Raw genomic sequence first — 21,227 nt, forward strand, 5'->3', positions numbered from 1 at the left:
GCGACGTGTTTTATAATACCACATATATTTTTCACCAATTAACGACAATAGTTTGTTTTTTGAAAATAAATTATTTTTACTCTTATTTGCTATCTTTTTCTCATTATTTCATAAAAGAATACACCAGGATAAGTTTATTGATTAATTAATAATTAATAATTAATAATTAATAATTAATAATTAATAATTAAGTGGCTTTTTGTGCTACGCCTAAAAGCCAATCTCCCAAGAAGATATTTAATAATTGTTGTAACTAGGCCTAAAGCATTATCATAATTAGGTTTTTTATATAGGATTTAGTGTAAGCCTTGAAATTTTAGTTTGTCCACTCATAATAGGATATCCTATCTCTTTTGCAAGTTTAAATGTAAACCCTGAAGCTACAGCTTGTCCACCCATACAATATATAATTAATATTTTTACGACGAAGGCGTAAAAATGCCCTCAATTATTAATTAACCAAAGTGAAATGAAGCAAATATTTGAGGTTACATTTTTAAATAAAAAATAACTTGTGACTTAGAATAAAAAATTTCTAAATAACACAAGCCATTTTCCTATTTTATGATTTATTTTTCATCATTATCATCATAGTCTTCTTCTGCTCTTTCTAAAAGCTTATCTAAACTATCATCTTCATTAACATTATTAGGTGTTTCTTCTTCTGATGTTTCTAAATTAAAACTTTCTTGAACATCTTTTTCTTCACCATCATCTTCTGTCTTTCCTATCTTTGTAATAGCTACAACAGTTTCTTCATCTGTAGTTCTCATTAATGTAACTCCCATGGCAGCTCTACTTGTTACTGATATATCAGAAACATTAATTCTTATTGCTACACCACTAGTATTTATAAGCATTAATTCATCTTCTGCCTTACACATTGTAGCACCTACAAGCTTACCTGTCTTATCACTTATCTTATAAGTAATAAGTCCAATGCCACCTCTACTTTGAAGCTTATAATCTTCTATAGGTGTTCTCTTACCATAACCATTTTCACTAATAACAAGCAATTCTTCTCCATCAACTGCTATATCCATACATACAGCTATATCATCATCTTTTAAATTTATAGCCTTAACTCCAGATGCAGTTCTTCCCATTGCTCTTACATCTTTTTCATTAAACTTAATTGCATAACCATTTTGAGTTACCATAATAATATTAGCATCCCCATGAGTTACCTTAACCTTAAGAAGTTCATCACCATCTCTTAAATTAATTGCAATTAAACCGCTTTTTCTCAAGTTCTTAAAGTCACTAATTGGTGTCTTTTTAACTATACCATTCTTAGTTCCCATCAATAAGAATCCTTCTTTATTGTTATCTCTTACAGTTAATACAGTCTCAATTCTTTCATCTTGTTCTATTGCAATCAAATTAATTATATTAAGTCCTTTTGCAGTTCTGCCTGCTTCTGGTATTTCATAAGCTCTAAGTTTGTATATTCTACCTCTATTGGTAAAGAATAATACATCAGAGTGAGTAGAAGTAATCATAACATGTTCAACAAAATCATCTTCTTTTGTTGACATTGCCTGTATACCCTTACCACCTCTTCTTTGAGCAGAATATGTATCAGCAGATATTCTCTTTATATAACCACCATGTGTTAATGTTATTACAACATCTTCTTCTTGAATTAAATCCTCTATATCAATTTCATTAACTACTTTTTCAATAGTTGTTTTTCTATCATCGCCATATTTATCCCTAATTTCAATAAGTTCTTCCTTAATAACATTAAGTAGTTTTTGTTCACTTGCAAGTATAGAATTTAAATACTCAATTTGTTTCATTAATTCTTGATACTCTTCTTCTATTTTATCTCTTTCTAAGCCAGTTAATCTTCTAAGCTTCATTTCTAGAATTGCAGTAGCTTGTTTTTCTGATAGTCCAAAATTCTCCATTAATGCATTTTTAGCAACTTCTGAAGTTTCTGAATGTCTAATAATACTAATAATTTTATCAATATTATCTAATGCTATTCTCAATCCTTCTAATATGTGTGCTCTAGCTTGAGCCTTATTTAAATCAAATATTGTTCTTCTTCTTATAACATCTTTTTGGAAATCAATATAATTATCTAATATTTGTTTTAAATTACATATTACTGGTTGATTATTAACTAGTGCAAGCATTATAACACCAAATGTATCTTGCATCTTTGTATGCTTATATAATAAATTTAAAACAACATTTGGATTTGCATCTCTTTTTAGTTCTATTACAATTCTCATACCTTCTCTATCTGATTCATCTCTTAAATCAGATATTCCAGTAATTCTTTTGTCCTTAACAAGATCTGCTATACTTTCTATAAGCTTAGCTTTATTAACCTGATAAGGTATTTCTGTAACGATTATTCTATGTTTTGAATTTTCATCTTCTTCTATTTCAGCTTTTGCTCTAACTACAACTTTGCCTTTACCAGTTTCATAAGCAGCTCTTATTCCAGCTCTTCCCATTATTATTCCACCAGTAGGAAAATCTGGTCCCTTAATGCAAGTCATTAATTCTAAACTTGTTGTTTCTGGATTATCTATTAATTTTATTGTTCCATCAATAACTTCTCTTAAATTATGTGGAGGTATGTTAGTTGCCATACCAACTGCAATTCCTGCAGAACCATTAACTAAAAGATTAGGAAATCTTGAAGGTAATACTGATGGTTCTTGTTCTTCTCCATCAAAGTTAGGCACAAAATCTACAGTATCTTTATTTATATCCCTAAGCATTTCAACTGCAATTTTGTTCATTTTTGCTTCTGTATATCTCATAGCAGCAGCACTATCACCATCTACAGAACCAAAGTTTCCATGCCCATCAACAAGCATATATCTCATAGAGAAATCTTGTGCAAGTCTAACTAAAGCATCATAAACTGATGAATCTCCATGTGGATGATATTTACCAAGAACATCACCAACAATTCTAGCACATTTTCTGTATCCTTTATCAGGAGTTAATCCAAGTTCTTGAAGAGAATATAATATTCTTCTATGAACTGGTTTTAACCCATCTCTTACATCTGGAAGTGCACGGCCAACTATAACACTCATAGCATAATCTATATAGCACTTCTGCATTTCATTATTAATATCAACAGGGATTACCTTTCCCTCATTAAATTCCATGTACTCACCTCATATTAGTACTAAATATCTAAATTACTAACTCTTTTAGCATTTCTTGTAATAAATTCTCTTCTAGGTTCTACTTTATCACCCATAAGTATTGTAAATATCTCGTCAGCTTTCATTGCATCCTCTACCGTAGCCTTTAAAAGTATTCTCTTTTCAGGATCCATTGTAGTATCCCACAATTGTTCTGCATTCATTTCTCCAAGACCTTTATATCTTTGAATTGAAGTAGAATTATCCTTTCCTCCAAATTCCTCTAATATAGCCTCCAGTTCTTGATCAGTATAGGCATATGCTTCTTTTTTAGCTTTGCTAACTTTATATAATGGTGGTTGAGCAATATATACATGACCATCATCTAATAAATCTCTCATATATCTATAGAAGAATGTTAATAATAATGTTCTTATGTGAGCGCCATCTACATCGGCATCTGTCATTATTATTATTCTATTATATCTTATTTTTTCTATATCAAAGTCAGGACCTATTCCAGCACCAAACGCTGTAATCATTGATCTTATTGAATCTGAATTTAAAATTCTATCTAATCTTTGTTTTTCTACGTTTAATATTTTACCTCTTAAAGGTAATATTGCTTGGAATTTTCTATCTCTTCCTTGTTTTGCAGAACCTCCCGCAGAATCTCCTTCGACTATATATATTTCACACTCTCTTGGGTCCTTAGATGAACAATCTGCAAGTTTTCCAGGAAGTGATGTTCTTTCAAGTACTGATTTTCTTGTAAGTTCTCTTGCTTTTCTAGCTGCATCTCTAGCTCTAGAAGCCATTAATGCTTTTTCTATAATAGTTTTAGACACATTAGGATTTTCCTCTAAATATATACTTAATCCTTCGCCTAAAATTGAATCTACTATTCCTCTTACTTCACTATTTCCTAATTTAGTTTTTGTTTGACCTTCAAATTGAGGTTCTTCAATTTTTACTGAAATTACTGCAGTAAGACCTTCTCTTATATCTTCACCAGATAAATTTTTATCATTTTCCTTTAAATGACCAAACTTCTTTGCATAATCATTGAATACTCTTGTTAATGCAGTTTTAAATCCAACTAAATGAGTTCCACCTTCAACTGTATCTATATTATTTGCAAATGAAAATATATTTTCATTGTAGCCATCATTGTATTGAAGAGCTATTTCGACTGATATTCCATCTTTTATTCCTTCAACATATATTGGTTCTGGATGAAGAGCCTCTTTATTTCTATTAAGATATGTTACAAAAGATTTTATACCACCTTCATAATGATATACTTCTTCATTTCCATCCCTCATATCTCTTAATGTGATATGTATACCCTTATTTAAAAAAGCACGCTCTCTTAATCTTTGAGATAATACATCAAAATCAAATTCAGTTTCATCAAATATCTCTTTATCTGGTTTAAAGTAAACTTGTGTACCAGTTTCATCAGAATCACCAATTTGTTTAAATTCTGTAACTACCTTTCCTTTTTCATAAGATTGCTCATATATATGTCCATCCCTTTTAACTGTAACAGTACATTTTTCTGATAGTGCATTTACAACTGATGCACCAACACCATGTAAACCACCAGATACTTTGTATCCGCCACCACCAAATTTTCCTCCAGCATGAAGTATTGTCATTATTACTTCTACTGTTGGTTTATGCATTTTAGGATGTATTCCAACTGGCATTCCTCTTCCATCGTCTTTTACTACAATAGAATTGTCTTCATTTATTGTAACTTCTATTTTTTTACAAAACCCTGCTAATGCTTCATCAATACTATTGTCAACAATTTCATATACTAGATGATGTAATCCTCTACTACTAGTGCTGCCAATGTACATTCCAGGCCTTTTTCTTACAGCTTCTAATCCTTCTAGAACCTGTATTTGACTTTCATCATAATTTTGCTTGTTTTGTTCCAACATGATTTCCTCCTAAAAATATTCTTTTTTAACCTTGAGGTTTTTTTTATATTGGACTAAAAACTATAATCCACATCTGTTCTTTTAGTTAATGTTGATGAAGATATTGGTGATAAATATATCTTACTTTTCTTATTTACTTCTGCAATAACAAAAGACTTTGGTTTTTCATCTGTTATCCTTTCAACAAATCCATCTTCTTCTGCCATTCTTAAAAATTGAATTGTATCTGAACTATACATAGTCGATTGTAAATCAAATATTCCTATAACATCTTTTATGGGAACTACAACATTTTCACCTAAATGTAAGAACACAATGATCCCTCCTTAATTGTACACTTCTCCATTTTTTACATTAAATACTTTAGATTTAGAATCTAAATAATTCTTAATATCTGAAATACCAGTACACGTAATGATTGTTTGAATATCTGAAATGGTACTAAGTATATACTTTTTTCTACTAAAATCTAACTCAGAAAGAACATCATCTAATAATAATACAGGATATTCAGATGTAATTTCTTTGATTATTTTTAGTGAAGAAAATTTCATTGTAAGTACTGCTGTTCTTTGTTGTCCTTGAGAACCATAACTTTTTGTATCTATATTATTTATAAAAACAGAGAAATCATCTCTATGAGGTCCTATAGTAGATATTCCCTTTTCTATATCCTTTTTTCTGTTCTTCTTAAGCAATTCATAAAATTCTTTTTTTATATTGTCACTATTTAAATCTTCATCTGAAATATCATCTCTTTTTGATTTCTTAGCTGAACATTGATATTTGAATTCTATATTTTCCTTTTGCATGGTAATTTCTTTATGGATCTCTTTGCCGTAATAATTTAACTTATTTAAATATTCTATCCTCTTTTTAATAATATATTCTCCGTATTCCACTAATTGCAAATCATATATATCTAACATTTCTTCTGATAAATTTCTATTTTTCAATATAAAATTTCTTTGATTTAATACTTTATTATATTGAACAAGGTTATAGTAATATTTTTTATTTATCTGGCAAATTTCCATATCAATAAACTTTCTTCTTATTCCAGGAGATTCTTTAATTATTTTTAAATCCTCTGGAGAAAACATTACAACATTAAAATTTCCAAATAATTCTCCGATTTTATTGACTTTAATTGAATTTATACTTATAGCCTTTTTGCCAGATTTTAAAATATTAATATCTATTCGTTTATCAAGCCTGTTTTTTCCAATTCCAATACTTAAATAAGCAGAATCACAATCCCAATGTATAAGTTCCCTATCTCTAGATGTTCTATGTGACTTAGCAAAGCCGCAATAGTATATAGCTTCAAGTATATTAGTTTTTCCTTGAGCATTGTCACCAATAAATACATTTACTGACTTACCTAAATCTATATTTAGTTTCTTATAATTTCTGTAATTAATTAACATTAATTTTTTTATAAACATAAATACACCTAATATAATTATAACATAATAAAAAATAAAATAATCACAAAAAAATTCAAATAATTTTATGCTAAATTACTTTATATTCTTCATTATTGAAAGTTATAATATCATTTTTTCTTATTTTCTTTCCTCTTTGAAAACATACCTCTCCGTTAACTAAAACTTCTCCATCTTGTATATAAATTTTAGCTTCAGATCCAAGGCTTACTGCCCCACACCACTTTAAAAAAGAATCAAGTTTTATAAATTCTGTATCAATTTTTATTTCTTTCATAATTTGTTGCATATTTTTTGTATTTTTATGCATCCTCCTATTTAACTAATCTTACTGGTAACACTAAATATTTATAAGTTTCCGTTTCTTTTGCTTTAATAACACAAGGACTTATGCTTGAAGTAAGTTCTAATTTTATTTCATCCTCTTCCATATTCTTCATAACATCTAATAAATATCTAGAGTTAAATGCAATTTCTATTTCGCCACCTTGCAAATTTATATTTACTTCTTCTCTAACTTTTCCCAATTGAGAATTAGATGTAATTATTAATGTGTCATCTTTAGCTTCAAATTTTACAAGATTTGTATTCCCATCTTTAGCCATTAAAGAAGCTCTTTCAATACCATTTTGTAATTCTTGTCTATTAACATTTATTAGTATTTTATGTTCTTGAGGAAGTAGTGACTTATAATTTACAAATTTTCCTTCTAACAATCTTGAAATAACTTTAGTTTTATTTAAACTAAATAAAATGTGGTTATTAGTAAAAATTATTGAAACATTATCGTCTACATCTTCTAAAATTTTAGATACTTCATTTAATGTTTTACCAGGTATTACTACATCTATGTTTAAATCATTATCAATATATTCTGATTTTATTGCAAGCCTGTATCCATCAAGGGCTACAAGATTAAGATTTTTATCTTGAATTTCAAATAAAATACCTTGAAGAATTGGTCTTGTTTCATCTTGAGCTATTGCAAAAGATGTGCTTTTTATCATATTTTTTAATATATTTTGAGATACTTCTATTTGATTGTTTTCATCAATAGATGGTAATTCTGGATATTCATCTGCATTCATATAAACAACATTAAAAACAGATTTTTGGCAAGTAATTTGAACCATTTCATTTTCAATTACTTCTATTTTTATGTCAGAATCAGGTAACTTTCTAATTATTTCTCCAAAGATTTTAGAATCAATAACAATAGCTCCTTCATCTAAAACATCTGCTTCAACTTTAGTTTCTATTGATATATCCATATCAGATCCTATTAATGTTAAACCTGATTTTTCAGCTTTTATGTAAATACCATTAAGAATTGGCATTGTAGTTTTTCCTGTAATAGCTTTTTGTGCTATAAATATTCCTTCTTGAAGTTTGTGTTTTTCACATATAAATATCATTTGATACCTCCAAAATTATTAACAATCTTTATTGTGTAAGAATAGATTAGATAAATAAATAATAATAGTAATAGTAGTAGTAGGCACTGTTAATTTGTTGATAAGTGCTTCTAGCAAGCTTATACACTAAAATTTTAGTCAAATATATTGTGGATTACTCTGTAAATATTTTTACAAGTTATCCACATTGTTAACATCATCTTTTCATTTTTTTATTATCCACAAGATAAAATCAAGTTATTATATACACTTGTGGATTAATTTTGAGTTAATTTCTTTGTTATTTCATCTATAGTATGTTGTAAATTTTCATCAGAATTTAAATTTTCAGATATTTTTTCATATGCATGAATTACAGTTGTATGATCCCTACCACCAAATTCTTCGCCTATTTTAGGAAGAGACATGTCTGTAAGTTTTCTGCTAAGGTACATAGCTATTTGTCTTGGATAAGCAATATTTCGAGTTCTTCTTTGAGATTTTAATTCATCAATGTTTAGGTTATAGTAGTTTGCTACCACATCTTGAATTAAATTTATTGTTACATTTTTACTTTGCTTTTTAGAAATAATATCTTTTAAGGCCTCAGAAGCTAAATCTACTGTTATCTCCTTATTTGTTAAAGATGAATATGCAACGATTCTAATAAGAGCTCCTTCAAGTTCTCTAATATTAGATTTTATTTTACTTGCTATATATACCATTACTTCATTAGCCACATTTAATTTTTCTACATCTGCTTTTTTCTTTAAAATAGCCATTCTAGTTTCAAAGTCTGGTTCTTGAATATCTGCTATAAGACCCCATTCAAATCTTGATCTAAGTCTATCTTCAAGGGTTGGTATTTCCTTTGGTGGTCTATCTGAAGATAGAATTATTTGTTTATTAGCATCATGAAGTGCATTAAATGTATGGAAAAATTCTTCTTGTGTACCTTCTTTTCCAGCAATAAATTGAATATCGTCGATTAATAGAACATCTACTTTTCTATATTTATTACGAAATTCTTCATTTTTATCGTGTTTTATGGCGTTTATTAATTCGTTTGTAAATTTTTCTGATGAAACATATTCAACTTTGGCATTCGGGTTATTTTGTAATATATAATGACCGATTGCATGCATTAAGTGGGTTTTTCCAAGTCCAACTCCCCCATAAATAAATAATGGATTATAGGCCTTCGCAGGGGCTTCAGCAACAGCTAAAGATGCTGCATGAGCAAATCGATTGCTATTACCTATGACAAAAGAATTAAATGTATATTTTGGATTTAATGTAGCTGATAATTCATCATTTACAATTACATTTTTATTTTGATTAGTACTATTTACTTTCTCTTCTTTATATTTTGTTTGATTATGTAATTCAGAAGCCATTAAAAATTTTATTTTATATAGCTTAGAGCATACACTTTGAATAGCATTAGCTACTAAAGTTTTATATCTTTTTTCAAGAATTTCTTTAGTAAATTCATTAGGAACGATTATCTCTATTGTATCTTCAGACATTGAAGATGGCTTACAGCTTTTCATCCATGTATTGAAGCTAACATCACTCATTTCACTTTTTATAAGCTTTAGAGAATCTTCCCATAATTGATTTAGGTTAGCATCCATTTTATATCCTCCAAAAATTTTTTTTAATTTATGTATGTTATAATTTGTGTTACGAACATGAAAATAACAGGATATCAACAAGTAGAGTTAAAAAAATTTTTTTTTGTTGAAAATGTTATTAACAATATAAACATTGTTGATAAATAGAAAAAAAAATTACAAATGCTTAACTTATTAACATTAAAAAAAATAAATAATTAACATAAGTAACAGCCTTTAATACTGTAATTACACTATATTCTTCAAAAAAAAAATAAATAAAACAAACAAGTTATTCACAAAGTTATTCACAGTTGTGGATAACTCTTATTAAATCACATATTATTCACAATCTCTTTTATAATAATATCATATAAGAATACTTAGATTCAATAAGTTATCCACAATTTTATTCTTATCTTAAAAAATTATCAACAATTTCGCAAGTTCTTGACAGAAAAGAGCTATGTAGATATAATTAGTAGGTATCGTAAATTTGAAAATATAGTTTTTTACTATAAAATATAAATGAAGGGAGTGTGAATGATAGATGTTCATGACATACCAACCTAAAAAGAAACAAAGAAAGAAAGAACACGGATTCAGAAAAAGAATGAGTTCATCTTCTGGTAGAAATATACTTAAGAAAAGAAGACAAAAAGGAAGAAAAAAATTAACAGCATAAGGGCCGCTTATTGTGGCTCTTTTTCTGCAAATGCAGAAAATTAAGGAGTAATGAAGGTCCTATGGTTTACAGAGTAAGAAAGAACAGTGAGTTTAGGATTGTATATAGAAGAGGAAAATCATTTGCTAATGATCTACTTGTTTTATATATATTTAAAAATAAAAAAAATGTTTCAAATAATAATGAAATATATAATAAGATAGGTATTTCCGTAAGTAAAAAAGTTGGTAACAGCGTTGTAAGAAGTAGAAGCAAAAGATTAATTTATGAAAATTACAGATTGAAGGAGCAATACCTTATAAAAGGATATGATTTTATTTTTGTTGCTAGATCTAAAATGAAGGGACAAAATTATCAAGCTGTTTCAAAATCTATGGATAACCTATTAAAAAAGGCAGGCTTATATGAAAAAGATATTAATAAGTCTAATTAAGTTTTACAAGGCTTATATATCACCTTTAACTCCGCCGAAGTGCAAATATATACCAACTTGTTCACAGTATGCATTAGATGCAATAGAAAAGTATGGAGCTATTAAGGGAGGTTGTATGGCACTATTTAGAATTCTAAGGTGTAACCCTTTTAGTAAAGGTGGATATGATCCAGTAAAATAATTAAAATTAAATATAGAGGAGAGATTGCAAGAATATGTTTCAAACAATATTCCAGCCCATAACAAATGCATTTACTTGGGTATTTAATGCTCTTCACAGTTTAATAGTAAGTTGTGGAGTAGATGCTGATAGTGGGTTATCATATGTATTAGCAATAGCAATATTAACAGTTATTATTAGAGGAGTTTTATTACCATTTAATATTAAGGCAGCAAAATCAAATCAGAGAATGCAAGAGGTTCAACCAGAACTTAAGAAGCTTCAAAAAAAGTATAAAAATGATCCTCAGAAATTAAATGAAGAAATGATGAAGCTTTATAAAGAAAAAAATGTTAGTATGACAGGTGGTTGTTTACCTTCTTTATTGCCAATGCCTATATTGATGGCTTTGTATTATGTATTTTATAATATGTCAGCAATTGATGGTAAAGGATTTTTATGGCTTAATGATTTAGGTGCTCCAGACCCATATTACATTTTACCTATTTTGTCTGCATTAATGACTTATCTTCCATCATTGTTGATGACAAAAGCAACTCAACCACAAACTACAGGTGACGAAGATACACCTCAAATGAATATGGCAGGCATGAACGTTGGTATGTCATTAGTAATGGGATTCATGGCATTAAAATTTAAATCAATTCTTGTATTATACTGGATATTAGGTGGAGTTATTCAACTTATAACTACATATTTCATAAATTATAGACCAGTTATGGAAAAGAGAAGAAAAGCTGAAATTACTGAAATTGAATTAGAAAAAAGTAGATCACAAACATTTATGCCAGAATATGAAGAAAAAAATAAAGCTAGTAAAAAGAAAAAAAACAAAAATAAGAAAAAATAAATATCTAATAAAATGATATATAAGGTTGGTGAATAGGGTATGAAGTCTATAGAAGTTTTAGGAAAAACACATGAAGAAGCTTTAGAAAAGGCCTTAAAAGAATTAAATGTAACAGAAGATAAGGTTACAGTGGAAGTTATAGAAGCTGGTTCAAAAGGACTATTTAATTTTATTGGTGGAAAGCCTACTAAATTAAAGGTAACAATTAAAAATGATGCATCTGTTATTGCTAAGGAATTTTTAAGCAAGGTATTGAGTTCTATGAATATAAATGCTCAATTTGATATAAATGAAAATAAAGAGGAAATTGACATTAAAATAAGTGGAAATTCAATGGGAACTGTAATTGGATATAGAGGTGAAACTTTAGATTCTCTTCAATATTTAACTTCATTAGTTGTAAACAAGAATGGAAAAGAAAATGGAGAAGAATACAAAAGAGTTGTCCTAGATGCAGAAAATTACAGACAAAAGAGACAAGATACATTAAAACGTGTGGCAGAAAAAACAGCGTATAAAGTACTTCATAGTAAGCGTGCTTATAAGCTTGAACCTATGAATCCTTATGAAAGACGAATTATTCATTCAACACTTCAAGGGCGTGAAGATATATATACCTTTAGTGAGGGGGCTGAACCACACAGGAGAGTAGTTGTAGACATAAAAAGAGATTAAAGAAATGTGCAGTTTTGCACATTTCTTTTTTTACAAAGATTGTTTGTTGCATTATGGTGCATTTTTATGTAGAATGATACTTAGTTTTAAAAATGGGAATACTATAAATAAAAGTACAAATTAGGAGGAAAATATATATGAAAGAATTTGATACTATATGTGCTATTGCTACTCCTATTGGGGAAGGCGGTATATCCATAATAAGAGTGTCTGGAGATAAAGTTTTAGAAATTGTAGATAAGATATTTTGTGGTAAAAAAGATGTATCAATAAAAAATATGAAAACTTATACTATGAGATATGGTTACATTAAAAATCTTGATTCAAGCGCAATAATAGATGAAGTTATTATAAGTTATATGAAGGGGCCTAGAAGTTTTACAGCAGAGGATGTAGTAGAAATTAATTGTCATGGAGGTATGGTGCCAACTAATAAAGTTTTAGAAGAAGTTATTAAGGCTGGTGCAAGGCTTGCAGAACCAGGTGAATTTACTAAAAGGGCCTTTTTAAATGGTAGAATAGATTTAAGTCAGGCTGAAGCTGTTATGGATATAATAAGGTCTAAAACTGATTTATCTATGAAATCTGCAATGTTGCAGAGTCAAGGATTTCTTTCTAAGAAAATAAATGAACTTAGGGAGTATATGCTTAATGTTCTTGCTTTAATTGAACATTCAATTGACTTTACAGAAGATGATGAGGAAATTGATCCAAGTGTGCCAATAACAATTGAAGAAAAACTTAATATATCAATAGAAAAGATGGAAAAGCTTTTAAAGGATGCTACTGAAGGTAGAATAATAAGAGATGGATTAAATATGGCTATAGTAGGAAAACCTAATGTTGGTAAATCTTCATTATTAAATACTTTGTTAAAGGAAAATAGGGCTATAGTAACAGATATTCCTGGAACAACTAGAGATGTTATAGAAGAATATATAAGTCTTGATGGTATACCAATAAAGATAATTGATACAGCAGGAATAAGAGAAGCATCAGATGTTGTCGAAAAGATAGGTATAGAAAGGTCAAGAAAAAAGATAGAAGAGGCAGATCTTGTAATTTTAATGTTAGATGCATCAAGAAAATTAGAACAGGAAGATAAAGAGATAATTGAATATGTAAAAGAAAAAAATTATATAGTTTTGTTAAATAAAATTGATCTTGAGCAAAAGATAAATGATTCTGAAATAGATAGTTTGAAAAATGTAATAAATATATCCACATTAAAAGGATTTGGAATAGACGAACTAAAGGAAAAAATAAAAGAAATGTTTTTTAATGGAGATGTACAAAACGAAAGTCTTATAATATCAAATAGTAGACATAAACAGGCACTTTTTAGGGCATTAGAAAATTGTAAAATTGCATTAGAAAGAGTAAAATTAAATGAGTATTTAGACTTAATATCAATATATGTTACTGCAGCGCTTAAGGCTCTTGGGGAAATAACAGGAGCAGAACTAGAAGAAGACTTGGTTAATAAAATATTTAGTGAATTTTGTGTAGGAAAGTAGGAGAAAAATAATGAAATATAATGCTGGTAAATTTGATGTTATAGTTGTAGGAGCTGGGCATGCAGGGTGTGAAGCAGCTCTTGCAAGTGCTAGGATGGGATTAAAAACACTGGTATGTACAATAAATCTTGATTCAATAGGATTAATGCCTTGCAATCCTAATATAGGTGGTACTGCTAAAGGTCATTTAGTTAGAGAAGTAGATGCACTAGGCGGTGAAATGGGAGTAAATATAGATCATACATTTATTCAATCTAGAATGCTTAATACGTCTAAGGGACCTGCAGTACATTCATTAAGAGCACAAGCTGATAAAAAGAAATATCAATTCAGAATGAAAAATGTACTAGAAAAGCAAGAAAATCTTCAAGTTAGACAAATTGAAGTTACTGAATTATTAAGTGAAAATAATAAAATTACAGGTGTTGTAACTAAAAATGGAGCTGTGTTTGAGTGTAAAGCAGTTGTACTTGCAACTGGTACGTATTTAAAAGGCAAGGTAATTATAGGTGAAGTAAGTTATAGTAGTGGTCCTAATGGATTATTTCCTGCTAACGATTTATCTCAATCATTATTAGATTTAGGAATAGAATTAAGAAGATTTAAAACTGGAACTCCAGCTAGAGTAAACAAGCGTTCCATTGATTTTTCAAAGATGATAGAACAACCAGGAGATGAAAAAATTATTCCTTTTTCATTCATGAGTGATAATATAGACAGAGATCAAATTTCTTGTTATTTAACTTATTCAACAGAAGAAACTCATAAAATAATAAAAGATAACATAGATAGATCTCCAATTTATAATGGGTCTATTAAAGCTGTAGGTCCAAGATATTGTCCTTCTATTGAAGATAAAGTTATGAGATTTCCAGATAGAAACCAACATCAAATATTTATTGAACCAGAAGGGGAAGATACTTTAGAAATGTATGTTGGAGGATTTAGCTCATCACTTCCAGAAGAGGTGCAAATAAAAATGCTTAAGTCTCTTCCTGGTCTTGAAAATGTTGAGCTTATGAGAACAGCATACGCTATAGAATATGATTGTATTAATCCAACTCAACTTAAACCAACATTAGAATTTAAAAATATTGAGGGCCTTTATGGAGCTGGTCAGTTAAACGGAAGTTCTGGTTATGAAGAAGCAGCAGGACAAGGAATTGTAGCTGGTATAAATGCCGCACTTAAAGTACAAGGTAAGGATCCATTAATTTTAACTAGATCAGATGCATATATAGGTGTACTTATTGATGATCTTGTAACAAAAGGTACTAATGAACCTTATAGAATGATGACATCTAGGGCTGAATATAGACTATTACTAAGACAAGATAATGCAGATTTCAGATTGACAGAAATTGGTTACAAGATAGGACTTGTTACAGAAGAAAGATATAAGAGATTTTTGGAGAGAAAAAGTAGTATAGAAAATGAAATTGACAGAATAAAAGAGTTAAAAATAACTAACAAAAAAGAAGTAAATGAATTTTTAGACACTTTAAATTCAGCAGAACTTAAAAAGCCAACAAGTCTTTATGAATTAATTAAAAGAACAGAACTTGATTATTTTTCATTAGCGCCACTTGATAAGGAAAGACCAGATATTCCTGATAATATTGGTGAAGAAATAAACATAATGGCTAAATATGAAGGATATATAAATAGCCAGCTTGAACAAGTAAATCAATTTACTAAATTTGAAAAGAAACAACTTCCTGCAGACATAGATTACGAAGAAGTTTACGGATTAAGTACAGAATCTATGCAAAAATTAAGCAAGATAAGACCTATAAGTGTTGGTCAGGCATCAAGAATTTCAGGAGTTTCTCCTGCTGATATATCTGTATTGTTAATATATTTAGAACACCACTATGGAAGAAAGTCAAAATAAAGTCTAGGAGGCAAAAAAATGTCTTTTTATGAAATTATGAATGCTTCATCAAATGAAGTTTCTATGGAGTTTAACAGAGAAAAATATGATAAATTTATTAAGTATATGAGGCTTGTGCAAGAATGGAATAACAAAATAAATTTAACAGCAATAACAGAAGATGATGAATTTATTAAGAAGCATTTTATAGATTGTATTAATATTTTTGCAAGTGATGAAGTTAAAAATGCAAAAAGTATTATAGATGTAGGAACTGGTGCTGGTTTTCCTGGTATTCCAATAGCTATTATGAATGAAAATATTCAAGTATGTTTGTTAGATTCATTAAATAAAAGAATAAATTTTTTAAATACAGTTGTAAGAGAACTAGGATTAAAAAATGTAACTACTATTCATTCAAGGGCAGAGGATGGAGCGCGCAAAAAAGAACTTAGGGAAAGTTTTGATGTTGCAGTATCTAGGGCAGTAGCAAACATGGCAGTATTGTCTGAATTTTGTATACCTTATGTAAAGGTTGGTGGTGCTTTTGTTGCGCTTAAGGGACCAGCTATAGAAAAGGAATTGTCAGAAAGTAAAAATGCTATAGCTACATTAGGTGGCTCATTAAAAAGAGTAATAGAAGTTAAAATAAATGATACTGATTTAAAGCACAATGTAGTTATTGTAGATAAAATAAAAGAATGTGCTAAAGCATATCCTCGAAAAGCGGGAACTGTTTCAAAGAAACCAATAAGATAATAATTTATACTAAGGGTGGTTATTGATGAACAAAGAAGTAATAAATGTTAAGGTTGAAGAAATAATTCCCAATACATATCAGCCTAGAAAATTTTTTGATAATGAAGCGTTAATGGAATTAGCACAATCAATAAAAGAACAAGGCATTATTCAACCTCTTACAGTTAGGAAAATGGGGGAATATTATGAATTAGTTGCTGGAGAAAGAAGGCTTAGAGCTGCTAAAATAGCTAACTTAAGTGAGGTGCCATGTATACTTGTAGATATATCTGATATACAATCAGCTCAAATTGCACTCTTAGAAAATCTGCAAAGAGAAGATTTATCATTTGTTGAAGAGGCGGAAGCTTATTATAGCTTAATTAATGATCATAAGTTTACTCAGGAAGAGATTGCTAAGAAAATGGGTAAAAAGCAATCAACAATAGCTAATAAACTTAGAATATTAAAGCTTCCTAAAAAAATTAGAGAAATTTGTACTGAAAATAACTTAACTGAAAGACATGCTAGAGCATTATTAAAGATTAAAGAAGAAAAAGATCAGTTAAGGATAGTAAAGAGAATAATAAAAAACAAATTAAATGTAAAAGAATCAGAAGAATTAATTAATAATGAATTATTAAAAATAGCAGGAAAACAGCTTAATGGCAAAAAAGGAAGTCGTATAAAGACTGTTTTTCCAGCTAAGATGTATGTTAATACAATAAAACAAGTATTTGATAAGTTTAGTATTCCAGCTAAATATGATTTTAAAGATAATGATGAATATATAGAAATCAAGGTAAAAATACCTAAAAAGAATAAATAAGTTTATTAAAATAGTAGACAAATATTTTGTCTATTATTTTTTTCTTAAAACTTCTTTTATTATGTTAATAATATAGATATAATAATAATGTGTAATCATGATGTGGAAGGGGGTGTGCTCTAAAAGAGCAATATTTTATGAAGGTAATTTGTGTATTTAATCAAAAGGGTGGAGTTGGAAAGACTACAACAAACATTAATTTATGTGCTTACCTTGCAATGGAAGGATATAGAATTTTAACAATAGATATTGATCCACAAGGTAATACTACTAGTGGATTTGGAATAGACAAAAAAGGTATAGATTTATCTATGTATGATGTGCTTACATCTAATGCATCATTAAAGGATGTTATAATTAAAAGTGATTTAGTTCAAAATCTACATATTGCACCATCCACTATGGAACTTGCTGGAGCAGAAGTAGAAATGATAGGAACTGAAAATAGAGAAAAAATATTATTAAATGAAATATCTAAAATTAAGGATGAATATGATTTTGTATTTATTGATTGTCCTCCTTCATTAGGTGTATTAACAATAAACGCACTTACAGCAAGTAAATCAGTACTTATACCTATTCAGTGTGAATTTTATGCGTTAGAAGGTGTTGGGCAACTTATTAATACTATTCAATTAGTTAAAAAGTCATTAAACAAGGAACTAGAAGTAGAAGGCGTTTTAATGACTATGTTTGATTTTAGAACTAACTTAAGTAACGAGGTTTATAAGGAAGTTAAAGAATATTTTAAGGATAAGGTATTTAAAAGTACTATCCCTAGAAATATAAGGTTAGCAGAAGCACCAAGCTTTGGATTGCCTATAATGTTATATGATGAAAAATGTAAGGGTGCAGATGCATATAAGAACTTTACAAAAGAATTTTTGGAAAGGCAAAATTAGGTGATTAAATGAGTAAAAAATTTGGATTAGGAAAAGGATTAGGAGCCCTTATACCAGAAGAGGAAAGCCAAAAAGAAAATAACAATGGAAAAATGCTAATTCCTATTAATAATATAAAAAGTAATGTTAAGCAACCTAGAAAATCATTTGATAATGATAAAATAATTGAACTTGCTGAATCAATAAAACAACATGGAATCATACAACCATTAATTGTTAACAAGAGAAAAGATGATTTTTATACAATTGTTGCAGGTGAAAGAAGATGGAGAGCTGCTAAATTAATAGGGGTTAAAGAAGTGCCCGCTATTGTTATGGACCTTACTGATAAGGAAATTTTAGAAGTTTCATTAATAGAAAATATTCAAAGGCAGGATTTGAATCCTATTGAAGAAGCAATAGCTTATAAAAAGCTTCTTACTGATTTCAAGTTAACACAAGAAGAATTAAGTAAGAGAATGGGAAAATCAAGAACAGCTATTACTAATGTTATGAGGCTTGTAAATTTAGATAGTAGAGTTCAACAATATTTAATAGAAGGTGTTTTATCAGAAGGACACGGAAGAACTTTATTATCTTTAAATGATGGAGATTTACAATATGAAGTGGCTCAAAAGGTTATAGATGAAGAAATGTCAGTAAGGCAATTAGAAAATTTTATAAAATCAATGACAATAGGTAAGAAGGAAAATAAGAAAAATAAAGAATTAAATCCATATTACAAAGATATCAGAGAAAAATTACAAGATTATTTTGGTACAAAAGTTAATCTTACTAGTAAGAAGAATAAAGGAAAAATTGAGATAGAATATTATTCTGAGGAAGATTTGCAAAGAATATTAGATATTATAAAATTATAAAATGTTTCACGTGAAACATTTTTTGCGTGAAACATTTTATTTTATATGTGTAAATAATATATATAACATAATTTTTAACTTATGCATAAGCGGGAGGATGACAAAGTAAGATGGAGAACATAACAAATACAATAAATCAATTTAGTCCATATATTTTTGGCGGTATGGCTATAATTATATTGTTGCTATTTATTGCTGTAATAGTTTTATTTAGATCAATGGGAAGCCTGGAAAATAAGTATAGAAGGCTTATGAGAGGGGCTAATGGTAAAAATATAGAAGGATTAATAAATTCTAAGCTTCAAGAAATTGAAGAGGCAAATAAAAGTTGTGAAGATAGTAAAAAATACATAGAACAATTAGAAGAAAAAATAAAGGGATGTACACAAAAAATAGCAATCGCAAGATATAAAGCATTTGAAGATGTAGGAAGTGATTTGAGTTTTTCTATAGCTATATTAGATGGAAATAATGACGGTATAGTCTTAACTGGAATATATTCTAGACAAGGAAGTACTACATATGCAAAACCAATTGACAAGGGAATATCTAGATATGATTTATCTGAAGAAGAAATAGATGTCTTAAATCAAGCTATGAATAAATAGAATTAGAATAAATAGAAAGGTTATTGTGAGCAAATAAATTACTTACAATAACCTTTTTTTATTTAAGTTCAGAATTAATATTATTAAGAATAGATAGAGTATAATCAATATCCTCTTTTGTATTAAATAAGCTTAAACTAAAACGGACAGTGCCAGTAGGAAAAGTATTGATGGATTTGTGAGCTAATGGAGCACAATGGAGCCCTGCTCTTGTTTTTATTCCATGCTGTTCTAAATAGAATGAAACTTCAGCTGGATCATAATTTTTATAGTTGACAGATAAACATGTTGTGGAATTATTTAATGTAGTATCTCCATATATTTTAAAACCATCTATATTATTTATTCCAATATATAATTTTTTCCTAAGATATTTTATTTTTTCTTGTATTCCTAATATGCCAGTTTTATTAATAAAATCAATAGCAGATGATAATCCAATAATGCCTGGCATATTTAATGTGCCGCATTCAAACTTGTCAGGTAAAAAATCTGGCTGAGTAACTGAATGAGAAAGACTTCCAGTACCCCCACTTAATATAGATTTAGTTTCTTTATTAAGTTTATCATCAATAATAAAACCACCAGTACCTTGTGGCCCTAAAAGGCTTTTATGCCCAGTAAAAGCTATAGCATTAGCATTTAATTTATTTATATTTATAGGTATAGTTCCAGCTGATTGAGCAGAATCTATAATAAAATATATGTTTTTTTCTTTACACAAAGCACCAATTTCTTCAAGAGGTTGTATTGATCCTGTAACATTTGAAGCGTGAGAAAGAATAATAAGTTTTGTATTACTTTTTATTGATTTTTTTATATCTAATGCATTAATAAAACCTTCATTTGAAGCTTTTACTAAAGTTAAGTCTACATTAAGATTTTCTTTACAATCATGTAATGGTCTAAGTATTGAATTGTGTTCCATATATGATGAAATTACATGATCACCTGATTTTAGCAATCCCTTAATTAGCATATTTAATGATGTTGTAATATTATTGGTAAAGATAATATTTTTAGGATCATTAAAGCCAAAAAGATTACATATACGTTCTCTAGCTAGCAGCAATTGCCTATTACTTTCAAGAGAATTTGAGTAATTGCCTCTATTAGCATTTCCTCCAATATTAAGCATATAATCATGTATTGAATTTACTACTTCTATAGGTTTAGGAAAAGTAGTACTTGCATTATCTAAATAAACTTCCATAAACAAAAATACCTTTCGTATAAAAAATAATTTTAAAAATGTTTTGATATTATTATAATACAAATACACACTATTTTCTATTTGCATTGAAAAAGAAGATTTTTGATAATAAATGTTCACAGGAATAAATAAAATATGTATAATAAAAACAAAAAGGAGAATATTAATAGTTATTAAAAATATATTCAAATATAATCAAATGTAATATAATATATTTAGGGGCGATTATATTTGAGTAAAAATTATAAACCAAAAGAATTTGCAGAACTTTTAAATGTATCAGTATTAACTTTGCAAAGATGGGATAATACTGGAAAATTAAAAGCACATAGAA

General features: G+C 28.4%; 20 protein-coding genes and 1 pseudogene. 13 read left to right on the top strand and 8 right to left on the bottom strand.

Features of this window, described 5'->3' with window-relative positions; all coding sequences use genetic code 11:
* Nucleotides 1-569: 569 nt before the first annotated feature.
* The 7 genes from gyrA to dnaA form a co-directional block, all read right to left on the bottom strand.
* Nucleotides 570-3,140, bottom strand: coding sequence for a DNA gyrase subunit A (gyrA, locus tag ACTNAO_RS11350; RefSeq protein WP_441029109.1), 2,571 nt, complete (start codon nucleotides 3,138-3,140; stop codon nucleotides 570-572).
* A 20-nt stretch (nucleotides 3,141-3,160) separates the two neighbouring features.
* Nucleotides 3,161-5,068, bottom strand: coding sequence for a DNA topoisomerase (ATP-hydrolyzing) subunit B (gene gyrB, locus ACTNAO_RS11355; protein ID WP_441029113.1), 1,908 nt, complete (start codon nucleotides 5,066-5,068; stop codon nucleotides 3,161-3,163).
* Between the two features lie 56 nt (nucleotides 5,069-5,124).
* Entirely contained in the window at nucleotides 5,125-5,385 is a 261-nt protein-coding gene (remB, locus tag ACTNAO_RS11360; RefSeq protein ID WP_441029107.1) for an extracellular matrix regulator RemB, read from the bottom strand.
* A gap of 12 nt (nucleotides 5,386-5,397) precedes the next feature.
* Entirely contained in the window at nucleotides 5,398-6,519 is a 1,122-nt protein-coding gene (gene recF, locus ACTNAO_RS11365; protein ID WP_441029105.1) for a DNA replication/repair protein RecF, read from the bottom strand.
* 70 nt (nucleotides 6,520-6,589) lie between these two features.
* Nucleotides 6,590-6,796, bottom strand: a complete 207-nt coding sequence (gene yaaA / locus ACTNAO_RS11370) for a S4 domain-containing protein YaaA (protein WP_441029111.1) — start codon at nucleotides 6,794-6,796, stop codon at nucleotides 6,590-6,592.
* Between the two features lie 37 nt (nucleotides 6,797-6,833).
* The gene (gene dnaN / locus ACTNAO_RS11375; protein ID WP_441029103.1) at nucleotides 6,834-7,934 is read right to left on the bottom strand and encodes a DNA polymerase III subunit beta; all 1,101 of its coding nucleotides are present in this window, start codon (nucleotides 7,932-7,934) and stop codon (nucleotides 6,834-6,836) included.
* A gap of 257 nt (nucleotides 7,935-8,191) precedes the next feature.
* Entirely contained in the window at nucleotides 8,192-9,550 is a 1,359-nt protein-coding gene (gene dnaA, locus ACTNAO_RS11380; RefSeq protein WP_441029101.1) for a chromosomal replication initiator protein DnaA, read from the bottom strand.
* Nucleotides 9,551-10,079: 529 nt separating this feature from the next.
* On the opposite strand from dnaA, the gene rpmH reads away from it, so the two are divergent.
* From rpmH to ACTNAO_RS11440, 12 genes are all read left to right on the top strand, one after another.
* The gene (gene rpmH, locus ACTNAO_RS11385) at nucleotides 10,080-10,214 is read left to right on the top strand and encodes a 50S ribosomal protein L34 (RefSeq protein WP_441029099.1); all 135 of its coding nucleotides are present in this window, start codon (nucleotides 10,080-10,082) and stop codon (nucleotides 10,212-10,214) included.
* 61 nt (nucleotides 10,215-10,275) lie between these two features.
* Nucleotides 10,276-10,647, top strand: a complete 372-nt coding sequence (gene rnpA, locus ACTNAO_RS11390) for a ribonuclease P protein component (protein ID WP_441029097.1) — start codon at nucleotides 10,276-10,278, stop codon at nucleotides 10,645-10,647.
* Complete coding sequence (yidD, locus tag ACTNAO_RS11395; RefSeq protein ID WP_441029095.1) at nucleotides 10,619-10,828, top strand: membrane protein insertion efficiency factor YidD; 210 nt, start codon at nucleotides 10,619-10,621, stop codon at nucleotides 10,826-10,828. The genes rnpA and yidD overlap by 29 nt, the downstream gene beginning before the upstream one ends.
* 34 nt (nucleotides 10,829-10,862) lie before the next feature.
* Nucleotides 10,863-11,678, top strand: coding sequence for a membrane protein insertase YidC (yidC, locus tag ACTNAO_RS11400; RefSeq protein WP_441029094.1), 816 nt, complete (start codon nucleotides 10,863-10,865; stop codon nucleotides 11,676-11,678).
* Nucleotides 11,679-11,717: 39 nt separating this feature from the next.
* Nucleotides 11,718-12,353 carry an RNA-binding cell elongation regulator Jag/EloR gene (jag, locus tag ACTNAO_RS11405; RefSeq protein WP_441029092.1) on the top strand — a complete coding sequence of 212 codons (636 nt, stop codon included), beginning with the start codon at nucleotides 11,718-11,720 and terminating at the stop codon, nucleotides 12,351-12,353.
* A gap of 137 nt (nucleotides 12,354-12,490) precedes the next feature.
* Nucleotides 12,491-13,870 (top strand): tRNA uridine-5-carboxymethylaminomethyl(34) synthesis GTPase MnmE, encoded by a 1,380-nt coding sequence (gene mnmE / locus ACTNAO_RS11410; protein ID WP_441029090.1) that lies wholly within the window; start codon nucleotides 12,491-12,493, stop codon nucleotides 13,868-13,870.
* A 10-nt stretch (nucleotides 13,871-13,880) separates the two neighbouring features.
* Complete coding sequence (mnmG, locus tag ACTNAO_RS11415; RefSeq protein ID WP_441029088.1) at nucleotides 13,881-15,764, top strand: tRNA uridine-5-carboxymethylaminomethyl(34) synthesis enzyme MnmG; 1,884 nt, start codon at nucleotides 13,881-13,883, stop codon at nucleotides 15,762-15,764.
* Nucleotides 15,765-15,782: 18 nt separating this feature from the next.
* Nucleotides 15,783-16,502 (top strand): 16S rRNA (guanine(527)-N(7))-methyltransferase RsmG, encoded by a 720-nt coding sequence (rsmG, locus tag ACTNAO_RS11420; RefSeq protein WP_441029086.1) that lies wholly within the window; start codon nucleotides 15,783-15,785, stop codon nucleotides 16,500-16,502.
* A 25-nt stretch (nucleotides 16,503-16,527) separates the two neighbouring features.
* On the top strand, nucleotides 16,528-17,310 hold the full coding sequence (locus ACTNAO_RS11425) for a ParB/RepB/Spo0J family partition protein (RefSeq protein WP_441029084.1): 783 nt from the start codon (nucleotides 16,528-16,530) through the stop codon (nucleotides 17,308-17,310).
* A gap of 137 nt (nucleotides 17,311-17,447) precedes the next feature.
* Complete coding sequence (locus ACTNAO_RS11430; protein WP_441029082.1) at nucleotides 17,448-18,212, top strand: ParA family protein; 765 nt, start codon at nucleotides 17,448-17,450, stop codon at nucleotides 18,210-18,212.
* 8 nt (nucleotides 18,213-18,220) lie between these two features.
* On the top strand, nucleotides 18,221-19,072 hold the full coding sequence (locus ACTNAO_RS11435) for a ParB/RepB/Spo0J family partition protein (protein ID WP_441029080.1): 852 nt from the start codon (nucleotides 18,221-18,223) through the stop codon (nucleotides 19,070-19,072).
* A 110-nt stretch (nucleotides 19,073-19,182) separates the two neighbouring features.
* Nucleotides 19,183-19,680, top strand: a complete 498-nt coding sequence (locus ACTNAO_RS11440) for a DUF4446 family protein (protein ID WP_441029078.1) — start codon at nucleotides 19,183-19,185, stop codon at nucleotides 19,678-19,680.
* Between the two features lie 58 nt (nucleotides 19,681-19,738).
* Here the strand turns inward: ACTNAO_RS11440 and ACTNAO_RS11445 are convergent, their stop codons facing one another.
* Nucleotides 19,739-20,893: an aminotransferase class V-fold PLP-dependent enzyme gene (locus tag ACTNAO_RS11445; RefSeq protein ID WP_441029076.1), complete on the bottom strand. Its 1,155-nt coding sequence runs from the start codon at nucleotides 20,891-20,893 to the stop codon at nucleotides 19,739-19,741.
* A 231-nt stretch (nucleotides 20,894-21,124) separates the two neighbouring features.
* Here ACTNAO_RS11445 and ACTNAO_RS11450 point away from each other — a divergent pair.
* A pseudogene (locus ACTNAO_RS11450) lies at nucleotides 21,125-21,227 on the top strand (IS607 family transposase); the annotation flags it as partial.

It is taken from the genome of Clostridium sp. HCP1S3_C6 (assembly GCF_052066735.1).
Classification (GTDB): Bacteria; Bacillota; Clostridia; order Clostridiales; family Clostridiaceae; genus Clostridium.